The organism is Stenotrophomonas sp. 17(2023) (assembly GCF_030345315.1).
Lineage (GTDB): Bacteria > Pseudomonadota > Gammaproteobacteria > Xanthomonadales > Xanthomonadaceae > Stenotrophomonas > Stenotrophomonas acidaminiphila.
This window is the reverse complement of the sequence record NZ_CP128405.1, coordinates 1169515-1191330: the sequence shown is the minus strand read 5'-3', so window position 1 is coordinate 1191330 and position 21816 is coordinate 1169515. Positions and strand designations below refer to the sequence as shown.

14 protein-coding genes are annotated in these 21816 nt (G+C 69.0%); 7 read left to right on the top strand and 7 right to left on the bottom strand.

The features are described 5' to 3' along the window. Nucleotides 1–27 precede the first annotated feature (27 nt). From QQA12_RS05230 to QQA12_RS05220, 3 genes are all read left to right on the top strand, one after another. Complete coding sequence (locus tag QQA12_RS05230) at nt 28–888, top strand: pirin family protein (RefSeq protein ID WP_056932340.1); 861 nt, start codon at nt 28–30, stop codon at nt 886–888. A gap of 89 nt (nt 889–977) precedes the next feature. Next, nucleotides 978–1700, top strand: a complete 723-nt coding sequence (gene aqpZ, locus QQA12_RS05225; RefSeq protein WP_056932339.1) for an aquaporin Z — start codon at nt 978–980, stop codon at nt 1698–1700. A gap of 227 nt (nt 1701–1927) precedes the next feature. Beyond that, nucleotides 1928–2389, top strand: coding sequence for a hypothetical protein (locus tag QQA12_RS05220; protein ID WP_054664091.1), 462 nt, complete (start codon nt 1928–1930; stop codon nt 2387–2389). A gap of 49 nt (nt 2390–2438) precedes the next feature. Here the strand turns inward: QQA12_RS05220 and QQA12_RS05215 are convergent, their stop codons facing one another. Beyond that, nucleotides 2439–3290, bottom strand: a complete 852-nt coding sequence (locus tag QQA12_RS05215) for a pirin family protein (protein WP_226050125.1) — start codon at nt 3288–3290, stop codon at nt 2439–2441. A gap of 231 nt (nt 3291–3521) precedes the next feature. On the opposite strand from QQA12_RS05215, the gene QQA12_RS05210 reads away from it, so the two are divergent. Together QQA12_RS05210 and QQA12_RS05205 are read left to right on the top strand one after the other, a co-directional pair. Next, nucleotides 3522–5588: a carbon starvation CstA family protein gene (locus tag QQA12_RS05210; RefSeq protein ID WP_054664085.1), complete on the top strand. Its 2067-nt coding sequence runs from the start codon at nt 3522–3524 to the stop codon at nt 5586–5588. After that, on the top strand, nt 5588–5812 hold the full coding sequence (locus QQA12_RS05205; RefSeq protein WP_054664081.1) for a CstA-like transporter-associated (seleno)protein: 225 nt from the start codon (nt 5588–5590) through the stop codon (nt 5810–5812). The genes QQA12_RS05210 and QQA12_RS05205 overlap by 1 nt, the downstream gene beginning before the upstream one ends. A 94-nt stretch (nt 5813–5906) precedes the next feature. On the opposite strand, the gene QQA12_RS05200 is transcribed toward QQA12_RS05205, so the two are convergent. The 4 genes from QQA12_RS05200 to QQA12_RS05185 form a co-directional block, all read right to left on the bottom strand. Next, complete coding sequence (locus QQA12_RS05200; RefSeq protein WP_056932335.1) at nt 5907–7160, bottom strand: DUF819 family protein; 1254 nt, start codon at nt 7158–7160, stop codon at nt 5907–5909. A gap of 158 nt (nt 7161–7318) precedes the next feature. After that, nucleotides 7319–8572 carry a DUF819 family protein gene (locus QQA12_RS05195; protein ID WP_054664075.1) on the bottom strand — a complete coding sequence of 418 codons (1254 nt, stop codon included), beginning with the start codon at nt 8570–8572 and terminating at the stop codon, nt 7319–7321. Between the two features lie 261 nt (nt 8573–8833). Next, nucleotides 8834–10900, bottom strand: coding sequence for a S9 family peptidase (locus QQA12_RS05190; protein ID WP_226050126.1), 2067 nt, complete (start codon nt 10898–10900; stop codon nt 8834–8836). 152 nt (nt 10901–11052) lie between these two features. Continuing rightward, a complete protein-coding gene (locus tag QQA12_RS05185) occupies nt 11053–13014 on the bottom strand; it encodes an oligopeptide transporter, OPT family (RefSeq protein ID WP_182333762.1) in 1962 nt (653 codons plus the stop codon). A gap of 240 nt (nt 13015–13254) precedes the next feature. On the opposite strand from QQA12_RS05185, the gene QQA12_RS05180 reads away from it, so the two are divergent. Next, the gene (locus tag QQA12_RS05180) at nt 13255–15027 is read left to right on the top strand and encodes an oligopeptide:H+ symporter (protein WP_226050127.1); all 1773 of its coding nucleotides are present in this window, start codon (nt 13255–13257) and stop codon (nt 15025–15027) included. Nucleotides 15028–15097: 70 nt separating this feature from the next. On the opposite strand, the gene QQA12_RS05175 is transcribed toward QQA12_RS05180, so the two are convergent. Both QQA12_RS05175 and QQA12_RS05170 read right to left on the bottom strand, forming a co-directional pair. Continuing rightward, nucleotides 15098–17056, bottom strand: coding sequence for a S9 family peptidase (locus QQA12_RS05175; RefSeq protein ID WP_226050128.1), 1959 nt, complete (start codon nt 17054–17056; stop codon nt 15098–15100). A gap of 189 nt (nt 17057–17245) precedes the next feature. After that, complete coding sequence (locus QQA12_RS05170) at nt 17246–20074, bottom strand: TonB-dependent receptor (RefSeq protein WP_233324861.1); 2829 nt, start codon at nt 20072–20074, stop codon at nt 17246–17248. Between the two features lie 581 nt (nt 20075–20655). On the opposite strand from QQA12_RS05170, the gene QQA12_RS05165 reads away from it, so the two are divergent. Next, nucleotides 20656–21792, top strand: coding sequence for a serine hydrolase domain-containing protein (locus tag QQA12_RS05165; protein ID WP_226050130.1), 1137 nt, complete (start codon nt 20656–20658; stop codon nt 21790–21792). The last annotated feature ends 24 nt before the right edge of the window (nt 21793–21816 follow it).

Sequence of the window (21816 nt, the reverse complement as noted above, 5' to 3'; positions counted from 1 at the left end):
TGCCGGTACCCGCAATGGAGCCCGTGCATGACCACGATCATCAGTCCCCGCGTCCATGACCTCGGCGGTTTCCAGGTACGCCGCGCCGTGCCCACCCTGCAGGCGCGCAGCGTCGGGCCGTTCGTGTTCGTCGACCACATGGGCCCGGCCGTGTTCACGCCCGGCCAGGGCATCGACGTGCGCCCGCATCCGCACATCGGCCTGGCGACGGTCACCTTCCTGTGGTCCGGGCGGATCGGCCACCGCGACACGCTCGGCTCGGAGCAGGTGATCGAACCCGGCGACGTCAACTGGATGACCGCCGGCCGCGGCATCGCCCATTCCGAACGCACCCCGCCGGACGAACGCGGCCACGCACACCCGCTGCACGGCATGCAGACCTGGGTGGCGCTGCCGCGCACGCACGAGGAGACCGCGCCGGCGTTCTACCATTTCTCCGCCGCGCAGTTGCCGCAGCAGCGCCGCGACGGCGCCTGGCTGCGGGTGATCGCCGGCCGCGCCTACGGCGAGGAGTCGCCGGTGCGGGTATTCGCCGACACCCTCAACGTCGCCATCGACCTGGAACCGGGTGCGGAGATCGACCTGGATGCCTCGCATGCCGAACGCGCGCTCTACGTGCTGGAGGGCCAGGCCCAGCTCGACGGCGTCGACATCCCGGTCCAGCACCTGGTCATCCCCGAGCCCGGGGCCCGCGCGCGCCTGCGCGCCATGACCCCGCTCAAGGCGATGCTGATGGGTGGCGAACCGCTCGATGGCCCGCGCCACCTGTGGTGGAACTTCGTCTCCAGCTCGAAGGAACGCATCGAACAGGCCAAGGACGACTGGCGCCAAGGCCGCTTCGGCACCATTCCCGGCGACGACAAGGAATTCATCCCGCTGCCGGGCTGAGGGCCGGGTTAACGCTTTGAATACGCCGCCGTCCCGGTTCTTGGGTATGTTCCCGGTGCCCATTCCGGGTCATTGCGGGGGAGCAGACGATGAGCATGGGGAAACGACTGGCGGCCGAGTTCCTCGGCACCTTCTGGCTGGTGCTGGGCGGTTGCGGCAGCGCGGTGCTGGCGGCCAAGTTCGGCGGTGACGGCAATCCACTGGGAATCGGTTTCCATGGCGTGGCGCTGGCGTTCGGCCTGACCGTGCTGACCGGTGCGTATGCATTCGGGCACGTCTCCGGCGCCCACTTCAATCCGGCGGTCAGCCTCGGCCTGTGGGCCGGCGGCCGCTTCGCCGGCAAGGACCTGGTGCCCTACGTCGTCGCCCAGGTGCTGGGCGGCATCCTCGCCGCCTTCATCCTGCTGCAGATCGCGCAGGGCCAGGCCGGGTTCGCCATTGACGGCAGCCAGGCCGGCGCGTTCGCCAGCAACGGCTACGGCGCCTTGTCGCCGGGCGGCTACGGCGTGGCCGCCGCGTTCCTGTGCGAAGTGGTGATGACCGCGATGTTCCTGGTGGTGATCATGGGCGCCACCCATGGCAAGGCACCGGCCGGCTTCGCGCCGATCGCGATCGGCCTGGCGCTGACCCTGATCCACCTGATCAGCATCCCGGTCACCAACACCTCGGTGAACCCGGCGCGCTCCACCGCCGTGGCGCTGTTCGCCGGGCCCGGCGCGATCGGCCAGCTGTGGCTGTTCTGGGTGGCGCCGCTGCTCGGTGCGCTGATCGGCGGCCTGGCCTACAAGTGGGTGGGCAGCGACGCGCGTTGAAGCGACCTGTGGCACGCACCGGCGACGGCCCCCACGCGGGGCCGTCGCTGTTCCGGCCAGCGCCCGGTTTGCGACGGCCGGTGTTTTTGTAATACCGTGGAAACACAGCTGGCGCGCAACGGGGACGCGCGCATCGGGCAGGGGCAACACCGCCCGCAGGTGTATTCGGTTCCAGACAGACAACACTGCCGTCGCGCCCGCGGTGGCCGGCGTCCGGGGGAAAACGCATGCTCAAACACGTCCGTATCGTTGCTTGCGCGCTGCTGCTGGCCGGCAGCGCCGGCGCATCCGCGCAACAGGCCGGGCAGTGCCCGATGCTGCCGTCCGGCAGCGGCCTGCAGTGGCAGGAGCAGGCCCAGAGCGATTTCATCGTCTGCAAGGCCACCACCGGCGACGGCCGCACCGTGTTGAACGTGATGCTGACCGCACGCGACCCGGGGCTGAGCCTGGTGCGCGCGCTGCGCGCCGAGAAGGGCAGCTTCGCCGGCGAGGAACTGTACTGGTACAAGCTGGACATGGGCGGACGCGACATGCCCGGCCTGGAAACGCGGCGCATCACCGCGGTCAAGCTCGGCCGCAACCGCTACGCGCAGATCTGGATCGATGCCGGCGACGTCGCCGAGCTGGCCAGCCTGCAGCAGTTGACCGGCACGCTCGGCGACGCGACCGCCAACTTCGCCGGCAAGTAAGGCGCCCTGGCAGGCGGCGCGCCGGAACCCACTGCGGCGCGCGCGCCCCTCAGAAGCGGCCTTCCTGGTAGTCGATGAAGGCCTGCATCAGCTGCTCGCGGGTATTCATCACGAACGGCCCGTGGCGCGCCACCGGTTCGCGCAGAGGGCGCCCGGCCACCACGATCAGCCGTGCGCCCTGCGCGCCGGCCTGCAGGCGCAGCAGGCGGCCACCGCCGAGCAACGCCAGCTCATGCCGCGCCACCTCGCGCGCGGCCTCGCCGTTGCCCAGGGTCAACGCGCCTTCGAACACGTAGGCGAAGGCGTTGTGCCCGTCCGGCAGGTCGTAGGCCCAGTCACGGCCCGGTGCCAGCTCCACGTCCAGGTACAGCGGGTCGGTGGCCGGCTGCACGATCGGGCCCCGGACATCGCCAACCTGCCCGGCAATGACCCGGACGCCGACCCCATCGGCCGGCACCACCTGCGGAATGCGTTCCGGGGCGAATTCCTGGTACTTCGGCTCGGTCATCTTGTCGCGCGCGGGCAGGTTCACCCATAGCTGGAACCCGCGCATGCGCCCGGACTCCTGCTCGGGCATTTCCGAATGCACCAGGCCGCGGCCGGCGGTCATCCACTGCACGCTGCCGGGCGTGAGCAGGCCTTCGTTGCCATGGTTGTCGCGATGCCGCATGCGCCCGTCGAGCATGTAGGTCACGGTCTCGAAGCCGCGGTGCGGGTGCTCGGGGAAGCCGGCGATATAGTCCTCGGGGCGGTCGGTGCCGAATTCGTCGAGCATCAGGAACGGGTCGAGATCGGGCAGCGCCGGGGTCCCGATCACCCGGGTCAGGCGCACGCCGGCACCGTCGGACGTGGGCATGCCGCGGATGCCGCGCAGCACCCGCGCGAAGTTCTGGTCGCTCATGGTCAAGCCTCCCTTGGAATCTCCGGAAAATGGGCGCAGCGCATGGCCGCGCCAATCGCCATCACCGCAACCGATTGTTCCAGAGCCGGTGTCGGTGACGCGTTGCCGGGCCATTGCGACCGGGCGGCCGCGCCGCCTAAGACCAAAGTCGCACGCCGGCGGGCCGCCGGAGCGTTGACCCCCGGCCGCGGCGGGAGGACTCTTGCAGCGGTCTTCCCGCGAGGTGACTCGATGAAAGGTTTCTCCAAGGCCGGCTGGGCGCTGCTGTCCCTGATCGGCGCGTTCTGCCTGGGTGTCGTGGCGCTGCGCCGCGGCGAACACATCAACGCACTGTGGATCGTGGCCGCGGCGGTCTCGCTGTACCTGGTCGCGTTCCGCTACTACGGGCTGTTCATCGCCAACAAGGTGCTGGGCGTGGACCCGACCCGCGCCACCCCGGCGGTGATCCACAACGACGGCCTGGACTACGTACCGACCAACAAGCACGTGCTGTTCGGCCACCACTTCGCCGCGATCGCCGGCGCCGGCCCGCTGGTGGGCCCGGTGCTCGCCGCGCAGATGGGCTACCTGCCGGGCACGCTGTGGCTGATCGCCGGCGTGGTGCTGGCCGGCGCGGTGCAGGATTTCATGATCCTGTTCATCTCCAGCCGCCGCAACGGCCGCTCGCTCGGCGACCTGGTGCGCGAGGAAATGGGGCCGGTACCCGGCACCATCGCCCTGTTCGGCGTGTTCATGATCATGATCATCATCCTCGCGGTGCTGGCGATGATCGTGGTCAAGGCGCTGGCCGACAGCCCCTGGGGCATGTTCACGGTCATGGCCACGATGCCCATCGCCATCCTGATGGGCCTGTACATGCGCTACATCCGCCCGGGCAAGATCGGCGAGATCTCCATCGTCGGCCTGGTCCTGCTGCTGGCGGCGATCTGGTACGGCGGCAAGGTCGCCGCCGACCCGGTGCTGGGGCCGATGTTCACCTTCACCGGCGTGCAGATCACCTGGATGCTGATCGGTTACGGCTTCGTCGCCGCGGTGTTGCCGGTATGGCTGCTGCTGGCACCGCGCGACTACCTGTCCACCTTCCTCAAGATCGGCACCATCGTCGGCCTGGCGATCGGCATCCTGATCGTGATGCCGGAACTGAAGATGCCGGCGCTGACCCAGTTCACCGACGGCAGCGGCCCGGTGTGGAAGGGCGGCATGTTCCCGTTCCTGTTCATCACCATCGCCTGCGGTGCGGTATCGGGCTTCCATGCACTGATTTCCTCCGGCACTACGCCCAAGCTGCTGGCCAACGAAGGCCACGCCGCCTACATCGGCTACGGCGGCATGCTGATGGAATCGTTCGTGGCGATCATGGCGATGGTCGCGGCCTCGATCATCGAGCCGGGCATCTACTTCGCCATGAACAGCCCGGCAGCGGTGATCGGCACCGATGTGGCCAACGCCGCGCAGGTGGTCAGCAGCTGGGGCTTCACCATCTCGCCCGAACAGTTGACCGCCACCGCCGCCGACATCGGCGAGAACACCATCCTCTCGCGCGCCGGCGGCGCGCCGACGCTGGCGGTGGGCATCGCCCAGATCCTGCATGCGGTGCTGCCGGGCGACGGCATGATGGCGTTCTGGTACCACTTCGCCATCCTGTTCGAGGCGCTGTTCATCCTCACCGCCGTGGACGCCGGCACCCGCTCGGGCCGCTTCATGCTGCAGGACCTGCTCGGCAATTTCGTACCGGCGCTGCGCCGCACCGACTCGTGGGTGGCCAGCTTCATCGCCACCGGCGGCTGCGTCGCGCTGTGGGGCTACTTCCTGTACCAGGGCGTGACCGATCCGCTGGGCGGCATCAACATGCTGTGGCCGCTGTTCGGCATCGCCAACCAGATGCTGGCCGGTGTCGCGCTGATGCTGTGCGCGGTGGTGCTGTTCAAGGCCAAGAAGGAAAAGTACGCCTGGGTGCCGCTGCTGCCGGCGGCCTGGCTGCTGGTGTGCACCACCGCGGCCGGCTTCATCAAGATCTTCTCCGCCGAGCCGGCGGTGGGCTTCATGGCGCAGGCGCACAAGTACCGCGACGCCATCGCCGCCGGCAACCTGCTGCCGCCATCCAAGGACTTCGGGCAGATGCACCAGGTGATGGTCAACAACTACATCAATGCCGGCCTCACCGCGCTGTTCCTGTTCGTGGTGTTCGCGGTGCTGGTGTATTCGATCAGGACCGTCGCCGCCGCGCGCCGTTCGCCGGTGCGTACCGACCATGAAACCCCGTACGTGGCGCTCAAGCCGCACGAGGTGGACCTGTAATGGGTACCGCGCTGGTCCCGGCCGGCCAGCACCAGGCGTTCCGCCGTACCTGGCGGCGCCTGGTGCAGACCGCGCGCCTGTGCTGCGGCGTGCCGGACTACGACAACTACGTGCGGCACATGCGCGAAAAGCACCCCGAGCGCGAGGTCATGGACTACAAGACCTTCTTCCGGGAACGCCAGGAAGCGCGCTTCGGCGGCGGCAAGGGCTTCCGTTGCTGCTGAAGCCCGGGTTCCGGGGCAGGAAGACAGAAGGCCGCCGTGAGGCGGCCTTCTTCATGCCCGGCGCGGAGGCGCGGCCGGGCGCCGCGCGGGGCCGTCAGGCGCCGGCCATCCACTTGAGCATCAGCCCGGTGATGTAGGCCAGCACCGTGCCGGTGGCGTAGCCGACCGTGCCCAGCAGCACGCCTACCGGCGCCAGGCTGGGATGGAACGCCGCCGCCACCACCGGTGCCGACGCCGCCGCACCGACGTTGCCCTGCGAGCCGATGGCCAGGAAGAACATCGGCGCCTTGAGCAGGCGGCCGACCACGTACAGCAGCAGCACGTGGGTGCCCATCCAGATCGCGCCCAGCAGGAACAGCCACGGGCGCTCGAGCAGCGACAGCAGGTCCATCTGCATGCCGATGCAGGCGATCAGGAAGTACAGGAACAGGGTGCCGACCCGGGAGGCGCCGACCGCTTCCAGTTCGCGCGCGCGGGTGAAGCTCAGCGCCAGTCCGGCGAACGTGGACAGCATCACCACCCACACGAACTGGTTGTCCAGCGACGCCTGCCTGGCGAAGCTGATGTTCGCCGCGCACCACGCCGCCAGCGGCGCGGCCAGCGCGTGGGCGGCGCCGACCACGCCCAGGCCGACGCCGACGATGATCATCAGGTCGGTCAGGGTGGGAATGCGCGCGCTGCGCGCCTGGTAATCGGCGATCCGCCGCTTCATGTCGTCGATGGCCGAGGTGTCGGCGCCGTTGCGCGCATCGATGGCCTGCGCGCGCCCGGCCAGCCAGATCAGGGCCGGCATCAGCAGGATGCTGGCGCAGACCACGTCCACCACCGCGAACTGGCCGAAGGTGGTGGCATCGACATTGAAGGTTTCGCGCATCGCGGCCATGTTGGCGCCGCCACCGATCCAGCTGCCGGCCAGCGCCGCCATGCCGGCCCAGGTATCCCCGGCCACGGTGGCCGGATGGATCAGCTTCATCGCCTGGAACGAGACCAGCGCGCCGAGCATGATGCCCACGGTGCCGGTGACGAACATCAGCAGCAGCTTCGGGCCGAGCCGGGCGATGCCCTTCAGGTCGATCGACAGGGTCAGCAGCACCAGCGCCGCCGGCAGCAGCACGTCGCGGGCGATCGGGTTGTAGAGCTTGGTGCCATGGCCGTCGATCAGGCCGGTGGTGTTGTAGATCGCCGGCACGAAGTAGCACAGCAGCAGGGCCGGCACCCAGGTGAAGACCTTCCTCCAGAACGGGGTCGGCCCGCTGGCCAGCCAGAAGATCAGCGCCAGGGTCGCGGCGATCAGCCCGAGGCCGACGATGTCGTTGCTGATGAGGGCGGGAGTACTTTCGGTCGGCATATGGCCAGTTCCTGTCGATCGAAGGGAAACAAAAACGCCACGTTGATGACGTGGCGTGGGGGAGCGAAGCCTAGCATGCCGGCAGTGCCGTTGGCCCCGGCTGCGGGACGATGCCGGTTTGCCGCCACCGGGCGGTGGCGGCAAGCCGGCAGGAGCGTTCAGCCCGCTCCCGCCATCGCGCGCAGGGTGATGCCGACCACGTAGGCCGCGCCGGTACCCACCGCGTAGCCCAGGGTGCCGAGCAGCACGCCCACCGGGGCCAGCGCCGGATGGAACGCAGAGGCCAGCACCGGCGCCGAGGCCGGGCCACCGATGTTGCTCTGCGAGGCGATGGCGAAATAGAAGAACGGCACCCGCAGCAGCTTGCCGGCCAGCCACAGCAGCACGATGTGCACGCCGATCCACAGCACGCCCAGGGCGAACAGCCACGGCTTCTCCAGCAGCGCCAGCAGGTCCATCTGCATGCCGATGCAGGCGATCAGGAAGTACAGGAACATCGAGCCCCACTTGGAGGCGCCGACGCCTTCGAGCTCGCGCGCGCGGGTGAAGCTCAGGCCCAGCCCGATGAGCGTCGCCAGCAGCACCACCCAGACGAACGGCTTGTCCAGGCTCACCGAGGCCGCCCAGCCGACATGGGCGGCGAACCAGGCCGACAGCGGCCCGGCCACCGCGTGCGAGATCGCCACCGCGCCGAACGCCACGCCGGCCATCACCATCAGGTCGCCCAGCGCAGGGATGCGCGCATGCCGCGCCTGGTAGCTGGCGACGCGGTCGCGCAGGTCGTCCAGGGCGGTGGTGTCCGCACCGCTGTGCCGGTCCAGCGCCGGGGCCCGCGAGGCGAAGAAGATCAGCACCGCCATCCACACGTAGCCGACGCCGACGTCCACCACCGCGAACTGGCCGAAGGTGGTCGCGTCGACTTCGAAGATCTCCTTCATCGCCAGCATGTTGGCGCCGCCGCCGATCCAGCTGCCGGCCAGCGCGGCCATGCCGCCCCAGGTGCTGCCGGCCACCGTGTCGGGATGGATGATGCCCATCAGCCAGAACGCCACCAGCGCGCCGAGCATGATGCTCAGCACCGCCGCCACGTACATGGCCAGCATCTTCCAGCCCAGCCCGAGGATGCCCTTCAGGTCGATGGACAGGGTCAGCAGCACCAGCGCCGCCGGCAGGAACACGTCGCGCGCGATCGGGTTGTAGAGCCGCGTGGTCTCCCCGTCGATCAGGCCGAAGGTGTTGTAGATGCCGGGAATGAAGTAGCACAGCAGCAGCGCCGGCACGAAGCCGTAGAACTTCTTCAGCAGCCGGTTGCTGCTGGACGACGTCCAGAAAATGGCGCCCAGCGTGGCGGCGATCAGGCCGAACACGATGATGTCGTTGCTGATGAGTGCGCCGGATGCGGCTGCCGTCATCGTCTCTCCCCTCGATGCGTGAGTGTCGGGAACCGCGGTTCCCGTGTCTTCCCCCGGATCACGGATGAAGGGCCTGGGCGCGCGCGGCCATGTCGGGCCGCCGTTCCCCGCTGCCTGCGGGGAGGGACCCGTGGATCGCAACCGTCCTGGTCGCCCCCTTCCGCCGCATGCGGCGGAAGGGGCGAAGGCCGGGCGCGGACAGCATCCCGCTGCCGCCGCCCGGCCGTGGGCGGGCATGCCGGCGGCATGCCCCTGCCTGCGTTACCGGCCGATGTGCTGCTTCAGCCAGGCATTGACCGTGTCATGCCACTGCACGCTGTTGTGCGGCTTGAGCACCCAGTGGTTCTCGTCCGGGAAGTACAGGAACCTGGATTCGATGCCCTTGCGCTGCAGCGCGGTGAACGTGGCCAGGCCCTGCTCCACCGGGATGCGATAGTCCAGCTGGCCCTGCACCACCAGCATCGGCTTGCTCCAGTTGGCGACATGGTTGACCGGGTTGAACTTCTCGTAGTTCTGCGGGACGTCGTACGGGGTACCGCCCTGCTCCCACTCGGTGAACCACAGTTCCTCGGTGGCGTAGCCCATCGCACGCTGGTCGAACACGCCGTCGTGGTTGACCAGGCACTTCCACGGCTCGTTCCAGTTGCCGGCGATCCAGTTGACCATGAAGCCGCCGTAGCTGGCGCCCAGCGCGCAGGCCTTGTCGCCGTCGAGGAAGCCGTACTTGTGCTGCGCCGCAGCCCAGCCCTTCTGCAGGTCTTCCAGCGGGCGGTCGCCCCAGTGCTGGCTGATCGCATCGGTGAAGGCCTGGCCGTAGCCGGTGGAGCCGTGGAAATCGATCATCACCACCGCATAGCCCTGCCCGGCATAGGTCTGCGGATTCCAGCGGTAGCTCCAGCCGTTGCCGAAGCTGCCCTGCGGGCCACCGTGGATCAGGAACGCGACCGGGTATTTCCGGCCTTCCTGGTAGTCGTGCGGCTTGACCACGTAGCCATGCACGGTCTCGTCGTTCCAGCCCTTGAACGAGAACTGCTCGAAGCTGCCGAAATCGACGTCCGGCAGCATCTCGCCGGCGCTCGGGGTGATCGCGCGCTGCGGAGTACCGGCCGCGGTGCCGGTGGTGAACACCTGGTCGCCGCTCTTGAGCGAGTTGCGGGTGAAGGCCAGCGTGTCGCCGGCAAGGTCGAAGGCGGAGATGCTGCCCTCGCCCGCCACCTTGGCGACCGCGCCATCGGCGACCTTGACCGCGAACAGCGGGTGCTCGCCCATGTCCTGCGCGGTGGTGTAGATCGTGCTGCCATCGGCCGACAGGGTGATGCCGTCGGCCGAGCGGTCCCACTGCGGGGCGATCTCGCGCAGCGTGCCGCTGGCCAGCTCCAGCGCCATCAGGCCGAAGCGGTCGGCCTCGAAGCCCGGGCGCTTCATCGCGCGGTAGTACAGGGTCTTGCCGTCGGCACTGAACACCGGGCCGGCATCCCACGCCGGGTTGGCGGCGGTCAGGTTGACCGGCGCGGCCTTGCCGGCGGCATCGAGCCGGTACAGGTCGAAATTGGTCGACCACGGTTCCTGCCGGCCCTGCACGCGGATGCTGGCGACCACCGACTTTCCATCCGGCGACCACACGAAATCCTCGTTGCCGCCGAACGGCTTGGACGGTGCGTCGCCGGCCAGGCCGGCGCTGATCGCCGTGGCGGTCTTGCCCGCGGCGGCGCCGGTGGCCGGCAGCGGCGCCACGAACAGGGTGTTGCGGCGGCCGTCGGCCCAGGTATCCCAGTGGCGCACGAACATGCTGTCGAACACCACGCCGCTGCTCCTGGATTCTTCCCGCTCCTTCAGCCGGGTGGCGGTGCACGCCAGGTCCGAACCGCAGTCCTGGAACGCACCGGCGCTGAACAGCACGCGGTCGCCCTGCGGCGAGACCCGGTAGCTGTCCACGTCCAGCGCGAAGTCGGTCAGCTGGCGCGGCGCGCCACCGGCCACCGGCATCGCGTACAGCTGCTGGCTGCCGTTCTTGGCGCTGAGGAAGTACACGGTGCGGCCATCGGCCGACAGTGCGGCCGAGTTGACGTTCCAGCCGTCCGGCGAGAGCCGCTTGGGCGGCGCCAGGTCGCGGGTGCGCAGGTCGCGGATCCACAGGCTGCTGCTGGCCTTCAGGTCGGCATCGACCACGCGCTTGGCGAAGATCACCTGCGCGCCATCGGCGGTGAGCAGCGGCGCGGACACGCGGTCCAGCTTCACCATGTCGCGGACTTCGAAGCCGCGTGCGCTGGCCAGCGAGGGCAGCGCGGCAAGCAGGCACAACGGCAGCAGGGCGTGACGGAGCTTCATGGGATTCTCCCGGAACAAGGCAGGCAAACCATGGATGGTAGGCGCGGCCGGGCGCCGCGCGCAAAGGCTTGAAGTCATGCCCGGGCTCCCGCAACGACAAGGCCCCGCCGGAGCGGGGCCTTGCGCGGTGGATCAGCGCGCGTGCGCGGGCATCAGCCCTTGGCCGGCGACGCCTGCTCGCCCTTGCGGCCGACCCGGTACAGCAGCCAGCCGACCAGGAACAGCACTGCCAGCCCCACCCACTGCGCCGCGGCGCCCAGGCTGAGCGGCAGCGCCAGCACGTCCGGGTTCTGGGTGATGACGATCGGCAGCGCGATGGCGATGCCCATCAGCGCCTCGCCGGTGATCAGGCCGGCGGAGAACAGCACGCCGGGGCGATGCACGCGGTCCAGCGCCTCTTCGTCGTCGGCGCGCACCTTGTGGAAGCGCGCGACCAGGTGGGCCAGCAGGCCGCCGAGGAAGATCGGCACCATCAGCTCCAGCGGCAGGTAGATGCCGATGGCCGCCGCCAGCACCGGCACGCGGAAGCGCTTGCCGGTCTTCTTCAGCCAGCCGTCGATGGCGATCACCACCGCGCCGATGCCGCCGCCGATGATGATCATGGTCCAGGGCAGGTCGCCGCCGAACAGGCCCTTGGCGACCGACGCCATCAGGTTGGCCTGCGGCGCCGGCAGGGTCTTGGAGCCGATGCCATAGGCCTCCTGCAGCAGGTTCAGCACCGGCGCCATGATCAGCGCGCAGGAGAACGCGCCGATGCCCAGCATCAGCTGCTGCTTCCACGGCGTGGCGCCGACCAGGTAGCCGGTCTTGAGATCCTGCAGGTTGTCGCCGCCGACCGCGGCCGCACAGCACACGACCGCGCCGATCATGATCGCCGCCACCGCGCCCAGCGGCGCGCCGCCGACCTGCACCTTGCCGTCGTCGCCCAGCAGCATCAGCAGCACCACCGAGGCGAACAGGATGGTGGCGATGGTGATGCCCGAGACCGGGTTGTTGGACGAGCCGACTAGGCCGGCCAGGTAGCCGGACACCGAAACGAACAGGAAGCCGGCCACGATCATGATGATCGTCATCGGCACGCTGACCAGCCACTGGCCGACGATGGCCTGGTACAGCGCCAGCAGCGGCAGCACGAACAGCACCAGCGCCACCAGCATCCACTTCATCGGCAGGTCGCGCTCGGTCTCGGCCAGCGGCGTGGCGCCAGCGCTCTTGCGCGCGGCGGCGAAGCCGCTCTTGATCCCGGCCAGCAGCGACTTGCGCAGCGAGAACAGGGTCCACACCCCGCCCACCAGCATCGCACCGACGCCGAGGAAGCGGATCTTGGACGACCAGATGGCGAACGCCGCATCGGCCGCCGGCGCGCCGGCGATGCCGGCGGCCAGTTGCGGATCGCTGCCCAGGAACAGCGCGTGGTACAGCGGGATGGCGATGTGCCAGGACAGGATCGCGCCGGACAGCACCACGATGCCGACGTTCAGGCCGACGATGTAGCCCACGCCCAGCAGCGCCGGCGACAGCCCGGTGCCGAGGTAGCCGATCACCTTGTTGTTGGCGAAATAGCCGGCGACCGCCCAACTGTCTGGAATGACCTTCAGGCCATTGGCCGCGGCCAGCTTGACCACGCCGCCGATGGCGGCCGACAGGCCGAGGATCTTCAGCCCCGGCCCGGGGTTCTCGCCGGCCTTGAGCACTTCGGCCGCGGCCTTGCCTTCCGGGAACGGCAGCGGCTCTTCGACGATCATCGAGCGCCGCAGCGGCACCGAGAACAGCACGCCGAGCAGGCCGCCGAGGCCGGCGATGCCCAGCACCCACCAGTATTTGAAGTCGGGCCAGTAGCCCATCAGGATCAGCGCCGGGATGGTGAAGATCACGCCCGCGGCGATCGACGAACCGGCGGACGCGCCGGTCTGGACGATGTTGTTCTCGAGGATGGTGCCGCCGCCGAGCAGGCGCAGCACGCCCATCGAGACGACCGCGGCGGGAATGGCCGTGGCCACGGTCAGGCCCGCGAACAGGCCCAGGTAGGCGTTGGCGGCGGACAGCACCACCGCCAGCACGATGGCCAGGACCACCGCGCGGAAGGTGAGCTGCGGGGGTGCAGCATTGTTCATGGAAGTTTCCGGCTGGCAAAAAACGCTGCCACGCTAACGTCCGCTTAACGGCAAGTCCAGCCGTACCGCAGCATGCGCCCCATGCCCTGTGACCCGCCGCACCCCGGTACCGGGCCAGGGCGACACCCGCATCCGCGCCGCGTCCGCCGGCAGGGCCAGCGCATGTGCCGGGCGGGCGCCGCCGGGCCCGTCTCCCGCCCGGCTCCTATACTTGCCGCCGACTCCGCAGCCGGCGCCCCGATGCACGCAACCCCCGCCTCCCCGTCCAGCGACTTCCTCGGCCACCCCAAGGGGGTCTACATCTGCTTCTTCACCGAAATGTGGGAGCGCTTCTCCTTCTACGGGATGAAGGCGCTGCTGCTGCTGTACCTGACCAAGTACCACCTGTTCGGCGACAAGGCCGGGCTGGACCTGCTCGGCGCCTACGGCGGGCTGGTGTACTGCGTGCCGGTGTTCGGCGGCCTGCTCGCCGACCGCTGGCTGGGCATGCGCAAGGCGGTGGTGTTCGGCGGCATCCTGCTGGTGCTCGGCCACCTGGGCATGGCCTTCGAGGGCCACGCCGCGCACCGCGTCGGCGGCGAGGTGGTGCGCGACGACACCGCGCTGGGCGCGACCTACCTGTCGCTGGCGCTGATCGTGATGGGCGTGGGCTTTCTCAAGCCCAACATCTCCACCATCGTCGGCAAGCTCTATCCCGACCGTGCCGATGGAAGCGCTGACCCGCGCCGCGACTCGGGCTTCTCGCTGTTCTACGCCGGCATCAACCTCGGCGCGCTGTTCGCCTCGCTGGTCTGCGGCTTCCTCGGCGAGGTCTATGGCTGGAAATACGGCTTCGGTGCCGCCGGCATCGGCATGCTGGTCGGTCTGGGAATGTTCCTGTGGGGACAGAAGTACCTGCAGGGGCACGCCGAGCCGCCGCAGCCGGCCGCGCTGCACCAGCGCATCGCCGGGTTGCCGCGCGAGTGGCTGATCTACGCCGTCGCCGTCGCCGGGGTGGTGCCGGTGGCGGCGCTGCTGTGGGCCGCGGCCAACGGCGCCTTCGCCCTCGGCGGCGAGATCAGCCTGGCGCTGATGCTGATGATCGTGGTGCTGGGCGGCGTGCTGCTGTGGTTCGCCTGGTTCACCGGCACCCGCTGCACCCCGGTGCAGCGCCAGCAGATGATCGCGCTGATGGTGCTGATCTTCATGGCGCTTGTGTTCTTCACCCTGTACGAGCAGACCTACGGCTCGTGGGTCACGTTCACCGACCGCCTGCTGACCAAGGACCTGGTGCCGTCGCTGGTGATCCGCGACGGTACCCCGCTGCCGTGGTCGATCGCCTCGCTGCTGCTGGCCCCGCTGGGTTTCGTGTTCGCCGCGCGCCTGTCCGAACGCACCCCGGGTTCGGGCGCGCCGCGCCTGCTGTTCGCCGTCATCGTCGCGGCGATGCTGGTGATGCTGGTGCGCGATTGCCTGGTACTGCCGCAGACCGCCGGGTCGCTGACCTACCTCGGCGCGCTGTTCCTGGTGCTGCTCGCACCGCTGTTCGCCGCGCTGTGGGCATGGCTGGACCGGCGCGGGCTGGATCCCTCCAAGCCGGTGAAGTCCTCGTTCGGGCTGCTGTTCGGCGCGCTGTCGTTCGTGCCGCTGGCACTGGCCGCGCAGCATGTCGGCGCCACCGGGCAGATGGCCAGCGTGTGGTGGCTGGTACTGGCTTACCTGGTCCTGGAGATCGGCGAGATGTGCCTGTCGCCGGTGGGACTGTCGGCCGTCACCCAGCTGGCCGCCCCGCGCGTGGTCAGCCTGATGATGGGCACGTGGTTCCTGGCCACCGCCTTTTCCGAAACCCTGGCCGCGCTGTTCGGCAAGCTCGCCGCCATCGACGTGCCCGAAGGCGGGGTGATGGACATCGCCGAGGCCGCGGCCCGCTACGAACACCTGTTCTGGCTGCTGATGTGGATCGGCCTGGGCTGCGCCGTGCTCGCCCTGCTCGCCTCGCCGCTGCTGAAGCGGATGATGCACGGGGTGCGCTGAGCCTGCCCGGCGGAAACGACAACGGCGCCTTCCGGCGCCGTTGTCGTTTCCACGCAGGCGCATGCCGCGCTCACTTCGCGGTGTCGCCGCCCAGGTGCCGCGACAGGAACGCCAGCAGCCGGGTGTAGTACTCGCGCTGGTGCGGCTCGGTGTAGAAGCCGTGGCCTTCGGTGTCGTAGTACAGCGATTCGACCGGCACCCCGGCCTTCTTCAGTGCCGCTTCCATCATCCGGGTGTGTTCGACCGGGGCGATCTCGTCCTCGCCACCCGCCGCCAGGAACACCGGCACCGTGATCCGCTCGGCCAACCGGTTGGGCGAAGCCGCCGCCAGCGCGGCCATGTCCTCGCCCACCCAGTCCCGGGACCAGTTGCCCAGGCTGCGGCGCTTGCGGCCGTCCTGGCGCTGCATCATCGGCAGGTCGTAGACGCCGACGTACCCGGCCGCACAACGGTACAGCGAGGGCTCCTTCGCCACCCCCATCAACGCCGCATACCCGCCGTAGCTGGCCCCGTAGATGCAGATCCTCGACGCATCGGCATGGCCCTGCTCGACCGCCCAGCGCGTGGCGTCGGTCAGGTCGTCCTGCATGGCGCCGCCCCACTGCCGCGCACCGGCGGTCTGGAATGCCCAGCCGTAATTGCCGGAACCGCGGTAGTTGACCTGCATGACGGTATAGCCGGCCGCCGCCAGCATCTGCGCATCGCGGTCGTACTGCCACCCGTCGAAGATGCCGAACGGGCCGCCGTGCGGCATCAGCACCATCGGCCGCGCGCCCGAGGTGCCGCGCGGCCGGGTCAGGTAGCCGTGGATGGCGAGCCCGTCGCGGGCCTTGAAGGTAACCGGCTCGACGGTGGCGGCCTTGTCCGGGTCGATCCAGCTGCCGCTGCTGACCACATGGGCCACCTTCTTCTGCGCGGTATCGAGCAGGTAGAAGTCGCCGGGATTGTTGCCGGACCACACCCGGATCAACAGCAGGCTGCCATCGCGGGTGCTCGAGGTGATGCGCACGGACTGGCCGGGGAACGCCGCCTCCAGGCTCCGGTACTGGCGCGCCTCGGGCGACGCATCGTCGAAGAACAGGTTGCGGTGCCGCCCATCCATCACCTGTGCGCCGACCGGGATCGAGGTGCCGTTGCGATGGATGATCGACAGCGGGTCGGCCCCCGGGTCATGCAGCACCGCGGTGCGCGCGTTGCTGACCGGGTCCCAGGTGACGATGCGGTCGGTGCCGTCATCCCCGCCGCGCACCTGCAGGTAGACGAGCCGGTTGTCCGCCGAGAACCCCAGGGGAACCTCGATCCGCTTGCTGCTGTTCTGGTCGTTGACCAGGCGCCAGTCCGAGCCCGCGGCCTCGCGGTAGTACAGCTTGCTGGCGTTGTCCACGTCGGCACCGTATGCCAGCCGCACCTCGCCGCCGTTGTCGGTGACGAAGCTCGCACGCCGCACCGGCGCACGCGCCAGGGTAGTCCGGCGGCCGCTGTCCACATCCAGCCGCTCGGCACGGGTGAACGGCTCGTCGCCCATCAGCGGCCAGACCGAAATCACCGCATGGCGATCATCCCCGGGCAGCCCGTCGATCAGGAACGCGGCCACGTCCTCGACCTTCTTCGGCTGGATCCGGGTACCGGCACCGTTGCCCTGTACCCGGAACCCGACCAGCAGGTCGGCCTGACCGCCATTGGCTTTGAGCGCGAAGATCTCTCCGGTTGGCTGTGGCTGGTCGAGCATGCCGAACTTCTCGGCGAGCCCGGCGAGCACGCGGTCGTCGCTGACCCATTCGAATCCGTTCACATGCGCGTTGCGCCGGGGCCTGAACACAGCGACGACCTTGAAGTCGGCGCGCCGGAACAGCGTCAGTGCGGTGCTGTCCTCCAGCGGCACGGTGGCCGCGTAGTACTCCCCGGACGGCGAGATCTTGATCTCGTTGAACTCATCCTTGCGGATGAACTGCCCCAGGTCCACCGCCGCGACCGCCGGCAGTGATGCCATCGAAAGGGCCAGCAACAGCCCCCATTTGCCTGCCTTCATCCCGTTCCTCCGTGATAATTCAATCCTTCGGGGCCGATTCTAGCCATGCGCAGGGATGGGATGCACGCGGCCCGGCGGTATCGCTTCCCGCGCGGGCGCGGCGTTCGCATGGCAGGGCCAGGAGCAGGGACATGTGCCAACGCATGTCGCGGCAACACATCCGCGGCGGACGTCCGGCCGCCGTGCGGATCAGAAATCGATATCCAGGTTCACGTACACCGCGCGGCCCTGGATGCCATAGATGTTCTGGTAGAACGGATACCAGGTCATGCTCGCGTCCTTCGGCCCGTAGCGGTCGAACAGGTTGGTCACGTCCACGCCCAGGCGCATGTTGCCGGTGATCTTCTTCGACAGGCTGGCGTTCCACTGCACGTACGACGGCAGCTGCGCGCTGGCCTGGTAGTTGACCCGCGCACCGTTGCGGTAGCCGTACAGGCTCGCCGACCAGTCGCCGCGATTCCAGCCCAGGGTCCAGTTGCCGCGCGAGCGGAACGCCAGCGGCTGGTTGCCGCAGCTGTAGGTCGCCGAGTAGGAGCAGCCCATGTAGTCCTGCCACGGATCACCGGCGGCGACCTGCACGTCGTAGCCGAGGGTGCGGCTGTATCCGGCATTCAGGCTGAAATCGCCGAGCGCGCCGCCGCTCCAGGCGTACTTCAGGCTCGCGTCCACGCCGCGGGTGCGCACGCCGGCCTGGTTGATCGCGTCCAGGAAATACTCGGTGACCTTGCCCGCCGCATCGCGCTGCACATAGGCCAGGTAGACCGCGCACGCTCCGGAATTCGGATCGACCGGCGTGCCATCGACGCGCCGCCCGAGCAGGCAGCTGGCGTTCTCGCTCATCAGCGTGGCGGTGTCCAGGTACTGGCTCTTGCCCTTGAGGTCGATCTCCCAGTAGTCGGCACTCAGCGACAGCCGTTCGCTGACGTCCCATACGATGCCGAGGCCATTGGACGTGGCGGTCTCCTCGTGCAGGCGGCTGTTGTTGCCGCCTTCCACGTACCAGGCGCTCTCGTGGTGGTCAGCACCGCACTGCGCCAGCCCGGCCGTGGTGGTCAGGTCCAGGCCGTCGAGGCGGCACAGGTAATAGTTGGTGATGTAGTCGTCGTAACCGGTCACCGGTTCGCCATACAACCACATGATATTCGGCGCCATGAAGCTGGTCTGCCGACTTGCGCGCACCAGCAGGTTGTCGAACGGCCGCCATTCCAGGCTGGCCTGCCAGGTGATCGCGTCGCCGACGTCGGAGATGTCGTCGTACTTGTCCCAGCGCCCGGCGACATTGGCCACCAGGCGCTGCAGCAGCGGGATGCGGAACTCGACGCCGGCACCGTAACGGTCGCGCGGCCCGCCGCCGGATACACCGGTATGGTTGAAGGTCTTGTCGGCGCCCGCATACGTGCCCAGGCTGCGGCGATCCGGGCGCAGTTCGTACCTGGAGTGGGATGCCTCGAACACCGACGCCATCTCCACGTCGCCCGCCGGCAGCGCGAACAGCGCGCCGCCGAGGACGAACTGTGCCTGCGCGGTCTGCGACAGGTTGCGGTTGCGGATGGTGTCCACCATCGACGCATACTGCTGCGGTGTGATCGGCCCGAACAGCACGGACGGATCGATGCGGTACAACGGCGCGCCGTCGACCTCGCCCACCGCCTCGCCGAACAGGTAGCGGTGCACGCGGTCGGTGATCAGCTGCTTCCAGCTGCTCTTCATCTCGTCGCGCGACAGACTGAGGCTGGCATCCCAGTCGAAACGCGCGCCAATGGTTCCGCGCACCCCGGCATTGGCGCTCAGGGTGGTCTCGTCCCACAGCCGCATCGGCGCGCCGCCGATGTCGTTGGGGTCGAGCGCGCGCCAGTATTCGAACTGGCCGATATCCACGTCGTACGCGCTGCCCGCGTTGTACAGGTACATGCTGGTGCGGTGCGCGGCCTCGCTGCGCGAGCGCTGCACCAGCACCTGGCCATAGCCCTGCAGCGCGTCGCTGAAGCGGAAGTTGCCCGACACGTAGGCCGAGGTCTTGTCGTGCTTGTTGGCCAGGGTGTCGCCGTCGTAGTAGTTGGCGTTGCCGCAGGCATAGGGCCGTGCGGCACTGGCCGAGCCGTACATCGGGAAGTAATTGCGCCCCAGGGTGCGGCAGGTCTGCTCCAGCGCCGCGGTGGCCGTCGCCGGATCGACATCGCCGGCGTACAGCAGGCGGCCATCCTGGCCCAGCCAGTAATAATCGTTGTAGCCGGCGTCCATCAGCGCGGTATCCAGCCCGAAGGTCGGGCGGCTGGTTCCGGCGTTGCCCGGGGCGTTCATTCCGGTGCGGATGATGTTGCCGCGCTGCCAGGAGAAGATCGGCTCGCGGTTGAGCTGCTCGAACGCGTAGGTGATGCTGCCACGGCCCCATGCCTTGCCGCCGCTGAACTGGAACTGGGCGGTATCGCCGCCGCCACGGGTGGTGGCGCCGCCGCGCACGCGCAGGTGATCACCCTCCCAGTTGTCACGGGTGACGATGTTGACCACGCCGGCCACCGCATCGGAGCCGTAGATCGCCGACGCACCGCCGTTGAGCACCTCGATGCGTTCCACCACCACCGCCGGAATGCTGCCGACGCTGACGCCGGTGGAGGCCGCGCCGGAACTGGCCGCGTACTCGGTCATGCGCTTGCCGTTGAGCAGGATCAGCTGATAGCCCACGCCCAGTCCGCGCAGGTTGAGGAACGCGGCATCCGGTTGCGAGGCGCTGGCATTGAACTCGCCACCGACGACATCGCCGTTGAACTGGGTCAGCGTCTGCAGCGTTTCGGCCACGGTGCTGTAGCCCTGCTTGCGGATGTCCTCACTGGTGATCACCACCACCGGCGACGGGCCCTCGACCGCGGCGCGCTTGATGCGCGAACCGGTGACCTCGACCTTGTCCAGCGTACGCGCCGCATCGCCACCATCGGCCGGGTCGCCGGCCGCTGCCGGCGCCGCCTGCTGTGCATGCGCGGCACCTGCGGCCGACGCCACGGCCGGCAGCGCCAGGGCCATGAGGACCGCCATTGACAGGCGGCGGTGCTGCGGTTGTTGCGGGCCAATGGACATCATGGTTCGTCTCCCCGTTGCTCGGCATGGTTCGGCTGGAAGGCACTGCGGCGATGGCGATCTGTCGCGATGGACGGTGTTGCCTGCTGTCCGGGCACGGCAGCGGATCGCGGCGCTGCGACAGGCAGCGCCGGGAGGCAGTACCGGACCCGGATGCGCTCCGGTCGCATGGCGGCCCTGCGGGCACGCTTCCCCGGAACATGCCAGCGATCCTAGGCGCGACATCGCCTGCCACGCATCGGGAGAAACCCCGATTGTTCGCATGCTGCGGCTGCTTCGACGGAAGCTGTCCCACCCTGTTCGGGGCAACGACGAAAGCGCCTGAAAAAAGACGTCGCGCAGTGCATGGATGCGCTCGCGGATGCGGTATCGTTGCCGCGGCCCGCGCATGCCGCAGCAGCGCACAGGCCGCCGATGCGCTACCGCGCCTCGCCCTGCAGATCGCTGCATCCGCGGACATCGCCGCGCACGATGCACACCGCCTTCTCGAACAGACCGGGGAAAAGATGAAGATCCAGGCACCACGCATGGCCGTTCTCGCGCTCGCACTGTTTTCCATCGGAACCGCGCCACCGCTGTGCGCCGCGCCCGGCGCCGGCGACCGGCACGGTTGCGATGCGACCCCGGCAGCTGCCAGTGCGCAGGCACAGGCCAGGCGCGAGGCGTTCGACGCGGCGATGCGCGCGCATGGCATTCCCGGTGCGCAGCTGATCCATACCCGCGACGGAATCTCCGAGGCGTACTGCCATGGCGTGCTCAACGCCCGCGCGGCGGCCACGGTCGGCGACGACACCGTGTTCCAGGCCGCCTCGCTGTCCAAGGTCGTGGCCGCCTACATCGCGCTGCGCCTGGTCGACGCCGGAAAGCTCGATCTCGACAAACCGCTGTGGGACTACTGGCAATCGCCCAGGACCAGGGACAACCCGCTGGCACGGCAGGTCACCACGCGCATGGTGCTGGCCCACACCAGCGGCCTGCCCAACTGGCAGATATCGCCGTCGAACCCGGCCATCGACGGCACGCCGTTGGAGAGCCGGTTCGCGCCCGGCGAACACTACGCCTACTCCGGCGAAGGCTTCTACCTGCTGCAGCGCACGCTCGAGCACATCACCGGCAGCAGCTGGAATGCGCTGGCCTCGCGCGAGGTGTTCTCGCGGTTCGACATGCCCAGCAGCAGTTACCTCACCGACCCGGCGATGCGCGCGCGCAACGCCACCGGCCACGGCAAGGACGGCACGCCCGCAGCGGAGCGGGTGTTCGGCTGGGAGAACACCGCCTGGACCCTGGTCAGCAATGCGCATGACTACGACAACTTCATCCACAAAGCGCTTTACCGCGGCGAAGGACTGAGGCCGGCCACGCATGCGTTGCTGTTCACACCGGCCAGCGATGCCGACGATCCGGCGTCGCCGGGCCCGGCCGATGCGTTCATCGCCTGGGGCCTGGGCGTGGGACTGCAGGACGCCGATGGCCGGCGCCTGGCCTGGCACTGGGGCGACAACCCCGGCTTCAAGGCCTTCTTCATGCTCGACCCGGCCAGCGGCGAAAGCCTGGTGCTGTTCACCAACAGCGAGAACGGGCCCGCGGCCTACAAGCAGGTACTGCGCGCGTTCATGGGCCCGGGCAGCTACCCGGCCGTCGACTGGTCCAGCGCGCAGGATTGATCCTTGGCACCGGGCCGGTTGCAG